Annotated in this window: 9 protein-coding genes and 1 pseudogene; 7 read left to right on the plus strand and 3 right to left on the minus strand. The window is 60.6% G+C overall.

Annotation, left to right across the window (positions count from 1 at the left end):
* The first annotated feature begins 406 nt into the window (after window positions 1-406).
* Together EXQ56_10195 and acs are read left to right on the plus strand one after the other, a co-directional pair.
* Window positions 407-1,702, plus strand: a complete 1,296-nt coding sequence (locus EXQ56_10195; protein ID MSO20812.1) for a hypothetical protein — start codon at window positions 407-409, stop codon at window positions 1,700-1,702.
* Window positions 1,703-2,083: 381 nt separating this feature from the next.
* Window positions 2,084-4,072 carry an acetate--CoA ligase gene (gene acs / locus EXQ56_10200; protein MSO20813.1) on the plus strand — a complete coding sequence of 663 codons (1,989 nt, stop codon included), beginning with the start codon at window positions 2,084-2,086 and terminating at the stop codon, window positions 4,070-4,072.
* A gap of 207 nt (window positions 4,073-4,279) precedes the next feature.
* Here acs and EXQ56_10205 read toward each other — a convergent pair whose 3' ends face one another.
* Window positions 4,280-5,533, minus strand: a complete 1,254-nt coding sequence (locus tag EXQ56_10205) for a hypothetical protein (protein ID MSO20814.1) — start codon at window positions 5,531-5,533, stop codon at window positions 4,280-4,282.
* Between the two features lie 181 nt (window positions 5,534-5,714).
* Here EXQ56_10205 and EXQ56_10210 point away from each other — a divergent pair.
* A pseudogene (locus tag EXQ56_10210) lies at window positions 5,715-6,466 on the plus strand (transposase).
* 158 nt (window positions 6,467-6,624) lie between these two features.
* Here the strand turns inward: EXQ56_10210 and EXQ56_10215 are convergent.
* Both EXQ56_10215 and EXQ56_10220 read right to left on the minus strand, forming a co-directional pair.
* Entirely contained in the window at window positions 6,625-9,249 is a 2,625-nt protein-coding gene (locus tag EXQ56_10215; protein MSO20815.1) for an endonuclease MutS2, read from the minus strand.
* Window positions 9,250-9,469: 220 nt separating this feature from the next.
* Window positions 9,470-10,453, minus strand: a complete 984-nt coding sequence (locus EXQ56_10220; GenBank protein MSO20816.1) for a VWA domain-containing protein — start codon at window positions 10,451-10,453, stop codon at window positions 9,470-9,472.
* 191 nt (window positions 10,454-10,644) lie between these two features.
* Between EXQ56_10220 and EXQ56_10225 the strand changes: the two genes are divergently transcribed.
* Genes EXQ56_10225 through EXQ56_10240 form a run of 4 tightly spaced genes read left to right on the plus strand, consistent with a single transcriptional unit; the run spans window position 10,645 to window position 15,109 of the window.
* Complete coding sequence (locus EXQ56_10225; protein ID MSO20817.1) at window positions 10,645-11,007, plus strand: hypothetical protein; 363 nt, start codon at window positions 10,645-10,647, stop codon at window positions 11,005-11,007.
* A 21-nt stretch (window positions 11,008-11,028) separates the two neighbouring features.
* Window positions 11,029-12,051, plus strand: a complete 1,023-nt coding sequence (gene rfbB, locus EXQ56_10230) for a dTDP-glucose 4,6-dehydratase (protein MSO20818.1) — start codon at window positions 11,029-11,031, stop codon at window positions 12,049-12,051.
* Window positions 12,052-12,077: 26 nt separating this feature from the next.
* Window positions 12,078-13,700: a tetratricopeptide repeat protein gene (locus EXQ56_10235; GenBank protein ID MSO20819.1), complete on the plus strand. Its 1,623-nt coding sequence runs from the start codon at window positions 12,078-12,080 to the stop codon at window positions 13,698-13,700.
* Between the two features lie 38 nt (window positions 13,701-13,738).
* Window positions 13,739-15,109 (plus strand): nodulation protein NfeD, encoded by a 1,371-nt coding sequence (locus EXQ56_10240; protein MSO20820.1) that lies wholly within the window; start codon window positions 13,739-13,741, stop codon window positions 15,107-15,109.
* The last annotated feature ends 53 nt before the right edge of the window (window positions 15,110-15,162 follow it).

Consider the following 15,162-nt stretch of genomic DNA (forward strand, 5'->3'; position numbering starts at 1 on the left):
GCCACCGCCACTTCAACCTGCCGCAACACCGTTACGATCTGCTCTGGTTTGTACCTCTGCATCGGCATATTCAAATACCTCCCTCATGAGATTCTCTCTCACTTCGGCTGGTATCGAAATCGCCGGGCAGGTCAGGATCGCGGCCGCGAGGCTCGGCTAGCGGTTCCGATCTTCAGCAGCAGCACCGTGCCGGCCGGCAGCAGCGTTGCGGAGTTGGCGATGAGCATGGGGGCGGAGCCGATCAGCAGGGCCTAACGTAAATTAGGACCTGAGTACTGTTCCCAACAGCTTGACAGCAGGCTACCATTTCAATGTGAGGCATAACACCCGGTGGCCACCCGGCGGCAATGGCAATGTGCTTTCCGCCGATGGCCAGGGCGCACACAGTAGCTGGAGGCTTTCCAAGATGATGCTCAAAAAGAATGGCTGGCTTCGACGTGGATTGCTTACGGCAATGGCCGTGGGCGTGTTGACGCTGACCACCATGGCGCCCGTAGGCCTGGCCCAGAATGGCAACGGCCGAGGACCATTCGACACGCCTCCGGGAAAGAGTGATGACGGCCCCGGAAACTCCGGCGGAAATGGCAATGGGAATGGGAACGAGAACAGCAACAAGAATGCCAACGGCAAGAAATCAGGTCGCGACAGCCTGAGCGTGGTGGCCAAGAACGCCACTGGAAGCGCGGGCACGATTACTCCCATGCTGCCAGATGATGAAGCGGCCAATTGGCGCTACGTGGCCTGCCTGCCCAACGCCACGTCCATCAACGAAACCTTCCCCATCGAGTTCAAGTTGACCAATGAGAATGACCATGCTGGTGATTCCGTGGATGTCGATCTGGACGCGTCCGGGCGATTGGCCGACAAAGTGGCTGTCCCTTCCGTTTTTCCAATTCAGGACAACGGCAACGTAGCGCTGAAGAATATCGTGGTAACCGCGAATGATCTGGCGGACGGAGCTTACACGCTGAATGTTCACGTGAGGGCCACTCCGCAGCGCAGCGTGGAAGTTTCGCAGCGGATGATTCACATTCACCTGCTCGTCGGCAAGGCATGCAGCGGCGATACGGAGGAGTCAACCGAATCCCGTCCGCCCGCGCCGTCGCAGCCTCCCAGCAACCCGCAACCGCCCGCCGGCGGAGCTCTGGTGAACACCGTGCCCGCCGCTGCAGGCACCGGCTTCTTCACGGATGGCGACTTCAATCTTCTGGAAAACTGCTCCGGCGCGGACGTGAGCGCGAACATGGGCGGGACGTTTGCCATCGTCGCCCGCGCGCAAAGCAGCGTGATCTCATCGACCAATCCCGGCACCTTCTACTTGAATTGGATCTGGGACAACACGGGCGGTGAGAAGAACGTATCCATCGAACTCAGCGCGGTCAATCTGATGGCGCGCGGCGCCAATGCGGTTCATGCGGCGCAGTTCGATGCCAACGGCTTCGTGAAAAATGAAGACAACTTCGATCTTGTCAATGAAGACGGCAAGCCCTGCGGTCCCGATGGACCGTGCATGGTGAAAGTCGCCGCCGGCAAGAAGTTGTGGGTGAACTGGCACCTGACCTTTGCGGGTAAAGGTCAATCCGCCGCGACCATCAGCAAGACCTGCGGTGAAGGCCTGCCCATCTCCGCAACCGCCACGTTGAAGGAAGGCGCGAACACTTTGAGCACCACCACGGTGAACGCCAAAGGCTTCGTGAAGTAATTTCATCCCAGCATTCCAGAGCGCCCCGTCGAACAGCATCGGCGGGGCGTTTGCTTTTTTGTCCTGTTCCCGCAGTGAAGCTATCCAGGTCGAAGCAAGCCGATCCAGCCTGTGCAACCGAGCCGATGGCCCACAAAAACTCTTGTGCATCGGCGCAAGACCTTGGATAATAGCCTAGCTATTTCCGGACGAGCCTGCGTGCCGTGCCCGGCGATGGAGTTCATGCAACACGCACTGGTAGCCACGGTGAGCGCCGTTCTTACCGTGGGGTTTTAGCGCAAGGCTGGATTTATAGATCAGCACCTAAAGCCCGCGGTGAACAGCTCATTCACCGTGGCTACCCAAGCCCGCGCCGCGATTTCATAGGAGACAACGATCATCATGGCCGACGAGAAGAATCCGCAAGCAAGCACTGGTAACACCATCGAGGCGCTCTATCTGGAAGACCGCAAGTTCGCGCCGCCCGCCGAGTTCCGCAAGAACGCCGTGCTCTCTGACGAAGGCATCTATGACCGTGCCGCGCGCGATCCCGAGGCCTTCTGGGCCGAGCAGGCTGAGCGCGTCCACTGGTTCAAGAAGTGGGATAAAGTCCGCGAGTGGAATGCCCCGTGGGTGAAGTGGTTCCTCGGCGGCAAGACCAATGTCGCCTACAACTGCCTTGACCGGCACCTCTCGACCGACCGGCGCAACAAGGCCGCGCTCATCTGGGAGGGCGAGCCGGGCGATGAGCGCGTGCTCACCTACAACGATCTGCATCGCGAGGTCTCAAAGTTCTCAAACGTCCTGAAGTCGCTCGGCGTGCGCAAGGGCGACCGCGTGGCCATTTACATGCCGATGATTCCTGAGCTGGCCATCGCCATGCTGGCCTGCACGCGCATCGGCGCGCCGCACACCATCGTCTTCGGCGGCTTCTCGCCGGAGTCACTTCGCGACCGCATCAACGACGCGCAGGCCAACGTGGTCATCACCTCGGACGGCGGCTGGCGGCGCGGCACGATCCTGCCGCTCAAGAAAAATGTTGATGAGGCCATCGCCGAATGCCCGTCGATAAAGGCTTGCGTGGTGGTCGAGCGCATCGGCGCGGCCGCCAACATTACCATGAATGAAGGCCGCGACCACTGGTGGCACGAGTTGATGAAGACCGCGTCGCAAGTCTGTCCCGCCGAGGAGATGGACGCGGAAGACCCACTCTACATTCTCTACACCAGCGGGACCACGGCGAAGCCCAAGGGTATTCTGCATACCACCGGCGGCTATCTCGTGGGAGTGACTTCCACGTTCCAGTGGGTCTTCGATTATCGCGACAACGACATCTTCTTCTGCACCGCCGACATCGGTTGGGTAACGGGGCACAGCTACATCGTCTATGGGCCGCTCTCGAACGGCGCGACGTCGCTGATGTACGAAGGCTCGCCCGACTGGCCCAACAAGGATCGCTTCTGGGCCATCATCGAAAAGTATCGCGTTAACATTTTTTACACCGCGCCGACGGCCATCCGCAGCTTCATGGGCTGGGGTCTCGAGTATCCACGAAAGCACGATTTGACAAGCCTCCGGTTGATCGGCAGCGTCGGCGAGCCGATCAATCCCGAGGCCTGGATGTGGTATCACGAGCACATCGGCGGCGGGCGCTGTCCGGTGATCGACACCTGGTGGCAGACCGAAACCGGATCGATTCTCATCTCGCCGCTCCCCGGCATTACGACGACGAAACCTGGCTCAGCGACGCGACCACTGCCCGGAATTGAGGCAGATATTTTCGACGAGAATGGCAACTCCGTGCCGCTCGGCGGCGGCGGATATCTGGTGCTGAAAGCGCCGTGGCCCTCCATCGCGCGCACCATCTATGGCGACGCGGATCGCTACGCGAAGACTTACTTCAGCCGCTACAGCCCAGATATCTACTTCACCGGCGACGGCGCCAAGCGCGACAAGGACGGCTACTATTGGCTCATGGGTCGCGTCGATGACGTGATGAACGTCTCGGGCCATCGCATCTCGACGACCGAAGTCGAGAGCGCGCTGGTAAATCATCCGTCAGTGGCCGAGGCCGCGGTGGTGGGCAAAGCCCATTCAATAAAGGGGCAGGCGGTTGTGGCCTTCGTTACGCTGAAGTCCGATGGCGCCAACATGGAGCCAGCCGAGAAGGTCGCCGAGCTGAAGCAGCACGTGGCCCACAAGATCGGAGCGCTGGCCCGGCCCGAGGAGATATACCTGACCGCCGAACTGCCCAAGACGCGTAGCGGCAAGATCATGCGCCGCCTGTTGCGCGACATCGCCGAAGGCCGCGCCATGGGCGACACCACCACGCTCGCCGACCCCGGCGTGGTCGCCCGCCTGCGCGACAAGTACGAGGCGGCGGAACAGTAGGGGAAAAGCGGGAGACAGAAAGCAGGAGATAGAAGTCAGGAGCCGACGATCCACTAGGATTGGGCTGACGGTAAAAATCATCGTAATAACTCCCACTCGCCGCCGGAAATCTCCCCGGCGGCGTTCGTGCAACCGGATCAGAAATCCCGCCACGGGGAGCCCAAAATAATCGAACTGAACAAGAATAAATAGCGAATATAAAACGAATTAAGAATCTGCGGTTTTGACCAAAGAATCGGCTGAGACCAAAGTGCACACTTTAACGGTTTTTGCGGTTCGGACAACTTTGACCAACGCCAGGATCAGGGAGACGTCGCGCTCCGTCAGCGGTAGTCGATTTATCATTTGATGCAGATTTCTTTGTCTTGTACTAAGCTTATCGAATTCCACAAGTATTTCACTTGACGAAGACTTTGGCTCTGTTAGCGAGAAGAGCTGTTGCATCAAGGCCCGAACCTGCCTGGCTGAAGCCGCACGGTTGGATTTATCCGCCGCTTCCGCTAATTTCGCAGATCCCAATAATTTGGTAAGTTTGGGCTTTCCTGAGTTTCTGGTCGAAGTGGATTCTTTGGATCGGGAATTGACTTCTGACGAGACATCTGATTCGACAGCCGAGCCTAGATGGGGCTGTGCCTCGGCCCCGGTTGCCACGCCCGACTCCGCCGCCAAGCTCTCCTCTGCCAATTTCCTGTTCCCCAACTTTTCAGATGCCGAGTCTGCTATCTCCCCGGCCATCTCTCCGGCCAAAACCCCGCTGCGGGAGAGTTCGTAACAGACCACGGCGACGGCCTGCCCCAGATTCATCGACGGCAGCGCGGCCACGGTGGGGATGCGCAACAAATGTTGGCAGCGCGCCAGATGGTCGTTGGTCAGTCCGCGCTTCTCGGAGCCGAACAGAATGGCGACCCGATCGCGGATCAGAGCAGGGATTGGGGATTGGGGGTTAGGGGTTTGGGAAGGCAAGCGCGAGATTCGAGAATCGAGAGTCGAGAATCGGGACGCGGCTCGCCCGCTTTGGGAGGTCGCGAGGCGCGCCGGCAGATCATTCAGGTCGATCACCTGCGACGCGTCCAGCGGCGTGCCGCTGCGGGGCGAGGCCGCGCTACCAGCAGCGGCGGGATCGGCCAGCACACCCGCGCGACGGTCGAGCGAACTGGTTCCCAGCACCCAGTTGCAGTCGCCGATAGCCTCGTCGAGCGCCGCATAGCATCGCGCATCTCCCAGCCATCCACGCGCCGACCCGCGCGGCCCATGCGGCGTCTCGCGATCCTTGTCCTTCTCGATCGCCTCGGCCCAGGCCTGCGCATGTACGCCAACGACTGCAATATCGCCCAACCCAAAATTGCGCGCCGCCCGCGCCGCCGCCAGAATGTTCAGCGGGTTGCGCGGCTGGACCAAAACTATGCGCACGGCCAAGCCGCGCGGCGGCACGATGCGCTCGCTCACGGCGCGCGGGGACATGCGGCGCACGGGTAGCGTGGGCGGCGGCACGATGCGCACAGGAGTCATTGTTGAATTGTAGCAGCCGCGCGGCGAGTGGAGCAGGCATTCCCGCCTGCGCTACCTAAAACATGCGCTACCTGCTAGTAATACTAGGTTAAGTACCATTGCGTTGCACCGTTGAGTCTGGCACTGTCGGCGCATGAAGCCGAACGCATTGAAAGCCCTGGATGGTCGCCTGGGACGGTTCCTGGAAGACTTGATCGAGCCGATGGGGCGCAGCGAGCGGCGTCATTGGGCGCGGGTTTATCTGGAAGGGTTGTTGCTGGACGGGGAGCGCAAGTCGATTGAGCCGATGGCGGAGCGCGTGGCCGGCGCGGACGTGCAGGCGCTGCGCCAGTTCGTGGGGCAGAGCCCTTGGGAGGTCACCGAAATCGAGCGGCGTTTGGCGCTGAAGGTGGTCGACCTGCTGAGCGAGCCGGAGGTTTGGATCATTGATGAGACGGCGTTTCCCAAAGCGGGCGAGCATTCGGTGGGGGTGGGCCGACAGTACCGCAGGACTTGGGCACGCTGGTCGGCCAGCTCCCGAGTTCGGCCTGGCGCATGGTGGAATGGCGTCAGGGAAGCCGGGGCCGGCAACGTTCGCGCTTCGCGCGCCTGCGCGTTTGGGCGGCGCACGGCTGGCGGAAACAGGAACACCCGGATCGTGTGGCCGAGTGGCTGTTGGTGGAATGGCCCATGGAATCGCCCGCGCCCACCAAATACTGGCTGGCACAGCTCGGCGCGCAGCCGGGCGGACTCAGGCGGCTGGTGCGCATCGCCAAGGCCCGCTGGCGGGTTGAGTTGGATTACCGCGAGTTGAAGGAGGAACTGGGACTGGATCATTACGAGGGCCGTCAATGGCTGGGCTGGCATCATCATGTCTGCCTGGTGAACATCGCCTATGCGTTTCTTCGCTCAGAGCAGGCCCGCGTCAAAAAAAACTTCTGGTGTGACCTTGCCGATGGTGAGGAAGAGCCTGCAAGTCGTCCTCATTAGGCTCCTCGGTCGTTGCCCTTGGCGCCAGTCCCCATTCGACGACCCGTTGTATCCCTTAACCTAAGTATTACTAGTTACTGTTTCAACTCCACGATGGTGGCTCCGGTGCCGCCTTCGTTGGGTGGGGCGGGGGAAAACTTTTCCACCTGCGGGTGCGTCGCGAACATCTCGGCCAGCGCGCGCTTCAGGATGCCCATGCCGTGGCCGTGTACGACGCGCACGCGCGTCAGTTGGGCGAGCAATGCGTTGTCCAGAAATTTGTCGACACGGCGGACGGCATCGTCCGCTGTCTCGCCGATCACGTTGATCTCGGCGGATGAACCCTGCGCGGCGTTTTCCATGCGCACGCGGATGCCGGCGCCGCCGCTCCCGCCAGTATGGCTCCCAGCATGGCTCAATGCCGGCTTGCTATTGCTTGAGCTAGTCGAGGAGGCGACGGACGCGGCGGGAATTACTTCGGAGACATCATCAAATGACACCTTCATGCGCAGCGATCCGATCTCCACTTCCAACCCGTTGTCGCTTTTCGCGCGAACGATTCCAGTTTTATTGAAGCTCTTCAGGTGAACGCGGTCGCCCACTCCGGCCTGGCGCGGCGTGAGGGCGGGCAGCGGCAGGGCAGCAAGAGCGGTGGCGGCGGGACCGACAACCGCTTGCTCGGGGGCGCTGGCTTCGGCGTCGGTGCCGGTACCGCTCAGGTGGCTGACCCAACTCTGGCGCAGATCGTCCTGCGCCTGCTCCTTGAATTGCGACGCGACTTTCGCGGCCTTCTTCGCAGTATCGGCGGACTTGCCGGAGCGCGGAGCGCCAGCGCCAGCCAACGCCGCAATCTCTTTCAGCTTCTGCTCGGCGCGCTCGTGCAGCTCGCGCGTGAGCGTCTCCAACTGGCCCTCCCACGCGGCGGCGCGCTCGGCCTCGCGCTGGCGCTGCGTCTCGGCCCAGATGCGTTCGCGCTCGCTTTGCTCCGACGTTCGCTGTTCGAGATCCGCGCGCAGGCGTGTGGCCGCTTCGGAGTCCTCCTGCAAGCGGGCGAGAAAGCGCTCGACATCATGATGCGCTGTTGTCAATGCTTGGCGCGCGCGCGCCAGAACATCGGCGGGCAGGCCTAATCGTTGCGCAGTAGCCAGTCCGCTAGAGCTGCCGGGACGGCCCAACTCCAGCTTGTAAGTGGGCGCGAGCGTCTCTTCGTTGAAGCCCATGCTGCCGCTCTGCAGACCGTCGCTACTGGCCGCGTAGGCCTTCAGCGCCATGTGGTGCGTGGAAGTAACGGCGAAGACGCCCAGCGCGCGGAAGCGTTCCATCACCGCGACAGCCAGCGCGCCGCCTTCTTCCGGGTCAGTCGCTCCGCCGAGTTCGTCGAGCAGGATCAGCGACGCAGGGGTTACCGATTCCAGCATCGACTTGATGTTTAACAGGTGTGAGGAGAAGGTGCTGAGATTCTCCGAGATGGATTGCGCGTCGCCAATGTCGGCGAGGACCCGATCGAAGAACGGCAGTTCGGCGCGCTCGGCGGGGACGGGGAGACCGGACAAAGCCATCAGCGCCAGCAGCCCGGCGGTCTTCATGGCCACCGTCTTGCCGCCGGTGTTGGGGCCGCTGATCACCAACATGCGGCTGTTCTCACCAAGCACAAGAGTCAGGGGAATGACGGATGACTGCTTCTCTGCTCCCTGACCGCGCAGCAGCGATTCCAGCAAAGGGTGGCGCGCGGCCTGCAGCACCAGGCGGGGCGCGGCGTCCTTTTCGCAGAATTGCGGAATCACGCAATGATAGTCAGCCGCAAATCGCGCCGAAGCGAAGGCGTGATCCAACCGCGCGAGTATGGCGGAGGTCTCGGTTATTTCCGCGGCGCGGGCGTGGAAGGACGCGGTGATCTCGCGCAGGATGCGGTGCACCTCGCGCGCTTCCTCTTCCTTCAAACGCACCAGATCGTTGTTGGCGTCGATGGTTTCGAGCGGCTCCACGTAAAGCGTCTGGCCGCTGGAACTCGACCCATGCACCACGCCGCGCAACTGACTTTTCTTCTGCGCGCGCAGCGGCACGACGAAGCGGTCGCCGCGCACGGTGATGATCTCGTCCTGCGCGGACTCTTCGCCGGAGACCTGCCTCAGCAAATTACGGAGAGAGGAAAGAATCAAGCGGCGTTGTTTGTCGATCTCCTGGCGGATGCGCGCCAACTGCGCGCTGGCACGGTCATCCAGATCGCCCGAGGGCAGCAGCTTGCCGGACCACTGGCGGACCAGCGGCTCGAAGTCGCCGATGCGATCGCCTACGCTGGCGAGCAACGGAAACTTGCGCCGCGCCTGCACCAGCGCCGCGCGAATCGCTACGGCGACTTCCAGCAGACGAAGCAGTGAGATAATCTGCGGAATCTCCAGCGCCGCGCCTTCCACTCCGATGCGCTGGAGAATTTCCTCGGGAGCGTCGATGCCGCCGAACGAGATGGATTGGAGATTTGCGGAGTCGCTCTGCGCCGGTCGAATGCCAGACTGGGAGCGCGCGGACTGTGTAGGGCCGGAGAGTTCGCGGCGGTAAGCCATTGCTTCAGCGGCGAGCTTGAGCCGGCTTTCCACTGCATTCGCGTCCCCACCCGGAGTCAGGTCGAGGATGGACTTGCGTCCCAGCGGACAACCGGCGTAGCCCGCCACCAGCGACAGCAGTTCGTGATACTCAAGTATTTCCAGCGCGGAGGTAGACATTTTTCTTAGTCAACAAAATCCAACTGCTTGCCAGCCTGAGCGGCCTGTCCCTATTTATCGGGAAGCGTAGGACTTGCTTTTTCAGCTTCCGAATGGAAACCAAAAGCAGATCCTTCGCTTCCCGATAAATCGGGACAAGCCGCTCAGGATGACAGTCTAAATTATAAGGGTGACAGCCTAAATGACGATGGCAGTATAGAAATAAATTACCAATGAGCCGCTAGGGCTTGCTGGCGACGACCGGAGCGCTGGTGGACGTAACCGCGGTGGCGCCGGGAACGGTGGCGAAGTAGCCGCGGCGGGCACGCAACCTCAATCCTTTGCGCTTCGGCATGGTGATCTCAATTTCATGATACTTGCCGTCGCGCGGCGTGGTGGGAACAAAGGACAAGGCGTACTGGCTGCGCAACTCCGTGGCGATGGAGTAGAACGCATCGTCCAAGTCTTCCCAAGTAGCTGGCTGGAAATAGCGTCCGCCGGTTTCATCGGCAAACTCCTGCAACACTTTATCGCCGGGCAGCTTCACGCCTCGGACATTGGTCGAAATGCTGTAGACAATGACCTCGGCGCGTTGCGCGCTCTCCATGGTCTGGGCGCGGCTGAAGCGGCTTTGGTTGTCCTCGCCATCGCTGAGCAACACCAGCGCGCGACGGAAATTGCTGGAGGGCGGCGCTTCCACGAGCAGGCGGTCGCGCGTGGCGTAGTAAATGGCGTCATAGAGCGCCGTGCCGCCGCCGGCGCGCAACTGGCCTACCGCGGTATTTAATTTGTCGAGATCGTCGGTGAAGTCCTGCAGCAGTTCGGCCATGCTGTCAAAACTCCCCAGCAGCGCTTTGTCGCGGCCACGCACCAACAGCGAAGAGAAAAAGTCGATGGAAGCCTTCTGCTCAAACTCCAGGCGGTCGCGGATGCTGTTGCTGGTATCCACCAGCAGGCCCAGGCGGAGAGGCACGTCGGTTTCGCGGGCGAGATTCTTAATTGTCTGCTTGACCCCATTCTCAGAAACCTGAAAATCTTCGAGCGTCAGGTCGGTTATTAGACGGTTCTTGTTATCCGTCACGATGAATGGGACGGAGACCTCTTCCACCAGTACGCGAATCGGCACGTCGTCAGGCGAATCGGCGGGCGAATCGGCCGGCTGCTGGGTGCGCGCGGGAGTCAGCAAGACGGATAAGACAATCAGGCTTATGAGAAAACGATGCATATTTAAGTTGTCCAGAACGGTCTAGATTGCAGGATCATGTTAATGATCGCCTTCGCCGCCCGGACTGTCAAGCGGCCTGTAAGTGGCCCTGTAGGTACCCGCGACCTCCTCTGGTGATCGGCGCGAGCGCGGTATGCTAAACTGCCCATTGGCCTTGGTTGGAAGCTAGATTGTCGCTCGGAGTGAGAGGATTGGGCTTCATTGCCTATCAGGAGTTGGTGGAAGATAGTTCCCCGCCGGGCGTCCGTATTTTCATGGAATGCCAGCAGCAAGATAGCTCCATCAGTTACAGCTATGCGGTGAATGTGGTGTTCTCACCGGGCAAGCTTGGCTGTGCGCTATCGGGTGTGGACGACATCCTGGCCCTCAAGAAATTCTACAAACTAGTCTTCAGTCTGGAGGAACGCGCGCGGGAGCGCGGCCATGACTGGAAAGTGGTGTTTGAGAGCAAGGATTCGCTGCTGGAACATTTGGGCTATACCCGTAACGCTCGCCTGCTTGGCGCGGACGCGCATTTGCAGCGCCGTCCGGCGACGGACGTGGCAGCAAGTTAATCTCATCGGACCAGGATTCCCATGAAACTAATCGTTACCGGCGGAGCCGGATTCATCGGCTCGAACTTCATTCGTTATTGGCTGGGGCAGCACCCCGACGACCGCATCATCAACATCGACAAGCTCACCTACGCGGGCAATCCCGCCAACCTGGAGGGCCTGGGCAACCGCCACGAGCTGGTCCCGCTGGACATCTGCTCGCCCGCCATGGAGGAGCACCTGCGCGGCGCGGAGATGGTGATCCACTTCGCCGCCGAGTCGCACGTGGACCGCAGCATTGACTCAGCCGAGGAGTTCATCCGCAGCAACGTGCTGGGCACCGAGCGACTGCTCTGCGCGGCACGCAAACAAAAAGTCAGCCGGTTTGTGCATGTCTCAACGGATGAAGTCTATGGCGCGCTGGGCGCGACGGGCGAGTTCACTGAAGACACGCCGCTGGCGCCCAACAGTCCGTACGCGGCAAGCAAAGCTGGCTCGGACCTGATCGCTCGGTCCTACTTTCACACGTACGGCTTCCCCGTGGTTATCACGCGCGCCTGCAATAACTACGGACCGTATCAATATCCCGAGAAGTTCGTTCCGCTGATGACCACCAACGCGCTGGAAGACAAACGCGTGCCGGTATACGGCGAGGGCACGCAGGTCCGCGAGTGGATACACGTGGAAGACCACTGCCGTGCCATCGAGGCCGTGGCACTGCGTGGGCGAGCGGGCGAAGCTTATAACATCGGCAGCGGGCACCGGCAATCGAATCTCGAAAGCGTGAAGATGATTCTCGCGCTGCTCGGCAAGCCGGAGTCGCTCATCGAATACGTCGCCGACCGCCCCGGCCACGACTTCCGCTACGCGCTCGATTGCAGCAAACTACGCGGCGAACTCGGCTGGGAGCCGAGGCACGATTGGACGAAGGGTCTACAGCAGACGGTTGAGTGGTACCGCCAGAATCAAGCGTGGGTGGAAAGCGTGAAGAGCCAAAGCTTCCGCCAATACTATGCGCAGATGTACGAGGCGCGCGACCAGTTCGTGCAGCAAGCGAAGGCTTAGTCGCCGCTTTGGTATAATCAACGCAGATGAAAACTTTACTCACCCTCATCGCCACGACACTGTTGTACGCCACCCTGGGCTGGTCCCAGGTGGAAGTTGCCGTTGTCCTTCCGTTTGACAACGAATCCCCTGACGCCAAGCTCGACTGGGTGAGCGAAAGCTTCGTGGAAGTCCTCTCCACGCACCTGAACACCTCGCGGCTGCTGGCAGTGGATCGGCGCGAGCGGGCCACCGCGTTTGACACGCTGGGAATTCCCTCGGCGCGCATTCTGAGCAACGCCACCATCTACAAGGTCGCCGAGATATTGGACACCGACCGGGTGGTGCTGGGTTCTTTCAAGTATGAGGATGGACTTCTCTCGGCTTCCGCGCAGGTCTTAACCATGACCGGACCTACTCTCAGCAAATCGTTTGCTGAACAAGGGCCGCTCGCCAGTCTTCTGGAGATTCAAACCGCGCTGGCCTGGCAGATACAAAAACACCTGCAACCCGAATATCCCTACTCGAAAGAGGAGTATATTGCCGATCGCGGCAGCCTGGGCAACATCAAGCTGGAAGCCTTTGAGAACTATATCCGCGGCCTGATGGCCAAGGATCGTGTCCCGCAGATTCAGCTCTTCCGCACCGCCGACCGTATCGATCCACGATTCACCAAGCCGGCATTCGAGTTGGGACTGTTGTACTTCCACGACCGCGACTATCCGACCAGCATCCTTTGGCTGGCCAAGCTGCGCCGTTCGGACCCGGACTATCTCGAGGCCAATTACTTTCTGGGTCTCGCCTATCTCTATCAGGGACAATACGAGCGCTCCGCGGCGGCGTTTCGCGTGGTGGAAACCAACTTGCCCCTCAACGAGGTCTATAACAATCTGGGTATCGCACTGGCGCGGCGCGATCAGCCTGGAGCGATTCAATATTTTGAGAAGGCGCATCTGAGCGATCCCGCGGACGCGGACTACCAATTAAATCTAGGCTTTGCGTATTGGAAACGCGGCGAGTGTGCCAGCGCGGTGGAGCACCTTGGCCCGTCCGTCGACAAACTCAATTTGGCCGCAGGCCGTGCTATCTACGCCGATTGCCTGAAACAGCTGGGCCGCGAGGCGGAAGCTAACGCCGAGTTGAGTCGTCTGCCCGCGACCTATAACGTGGCTGAAACGTCCCGGCTGGCCAATCTGGAGCGTCCCAAGGACAAACATGACGCCGTCAGCTTCCGCCAGCTCACGCGATTGATGCAGATACAGGAAGAACTCCAGCACTCGAAGTTTTCCACCGGGGTCCATGCCGAATTGCATTTCAAAAAAGCGATGGAGGATGCCGTCAGCGGACTCGAGCAGGAAGCGATCGAGCAACTCCACAGCGTGCTCGACTACGATCCGCAGGACAGCCGCGCCTATCGCGAACTGGCCCGCATTCATCTGAAGGCCATACGCCTGGATGACGCGGCGCGCGCGGCGGGGCGGGCTTTGCAATGGAATAAGTCGGCGGAGAACTATATTTTGTTAGCGCAGATTCAGATTCAGCAGGGCCACAAGCCCGAGGCGATGGCCTCCGCTGAAGCAGCGCTTGGTCTGGACCCCTCGAGCCGAGTGGCCAGCGAGATGGTGTCCACTTTGCAGGCCGAGACGGGTACGTCCACGTCAAATCGCTAGTTGTATGTAGTAAAATGTGGTTGTATGTAGTCGTGCTTATGAATTTTAGCCACCTCCAATTACATCTGCTCCGCACCGCACTTTTAACTACGTGTGTCGTCCTACCGCGTTTAACCTGGGCACAGGAGGCGAATCCATCGCCAGTAACCGTCCCGGTGCCGCGCGTGGTCGAGATTCTGATCGACGGTGTCATCCACTCCGTCTCCGCCGAATTTGTGCAGGCGGGCATGGAGCTGGCCGAGGAGCGAAACGCCGCGCTGATTCTGATTCAGATCAGCACGCCCGGGGGGCTGGACACCTCCATGCGTCAGATCATCGAGCGCATAATCGCCAGTCGCATTCCGGTCGCAGTTTACGTTGCGCCGGCTGGTAAGCGCGCCGCCTCTGCCGGCTACTACATCCTGCTCTCCGCCGATATTGCCGCCATGACTCCGGGAACCAACACCGGCGCGGCCCATCCGGTCCTGCTCGGCGGGCAGATGGACGAGACCATGAAGGAAAAAGTGGGCAACGATGCCGCCTCCTACCTGCGCAGCATCGCGGGCAAACGCAATCGCAACCCGAAACTAGCAGAGACCGGCGTCATCGATAGCAAGTCGTTCACCGAGCAGGAAGCGCTCGACGGCAAGTTGATTGACCTCATCGTCGCCAATCGCGACGAACTGCTCGCGAAACTCGATGGTCGTCAGGTCACGCGCTTTGATGGAACGCAGGTTACGCTGGAACTATCCGGCGCAATTGTTGAGCGCTATGATCCATCATTCCGTCAGGTGTTTCTGTCGCGGATACTGGACCCCAACATCGCCTTCCTACTGCTGATCCTCGGCGTGCTGGGCCTCTACGTTGAGTTCTCCAATCCCGGCGTGATCCTTCCCGGCGTGGCGGGAGGAATCTCCCTGATCCTGGGCCTGTTCGCTCTCTCCCTGCTGCCGGTGAACTGGGCCGGTGCCGCGCTCATTTTCCTGGCGATGGCCTTATTCATACTTGAGGCCAAGTTCACTTCCGGCGGCGTACTTGGCGCCGGAGGCGTGCTGGCCATGATCCTGGGCGCTCTGATGCTGATCGACACGCGCCTGCCCGGCGGCTCTGTTACACTTCCGGTAGCGATCGCCGTGGCACTGCCTTTTGGCGGCATTACCATATTTCTGCTGCGCCTGGTGGTGCGGGCCCGTCAGGGAAAAATCGCCACGGGCGAGACGGGCATGGTCGGCGAGATTGGCCGCGTGGAAGTGGCGCTGGCAGCCGAAAGCACGCTTGCCGGCGCTCCGAAAGGCAAAGTGTTCGTTCACGGCGAGCTATGGGATGCAGTCAGCGGTGAAAACATTTCAGTGGGCACGACGGTGCGCGTAAAATCCGTCAACGGCTTGACGCTCGAAGTGGAACCGACCGACCCACAACGGCGCAGTTGAATTTGTCCGGCACCAATCATTCGCATTCAGTTGGCAGCTCGAAAGGAGCACTT

The organism is Acidobacteriota bacterium, assembly GCA_009691245.1.
GTDB lineage: Bacteria > Acidobacteriota > Terriglobia > 2-12-FULL-54-10 > 2-12-FULL-54-10 > SHUM01.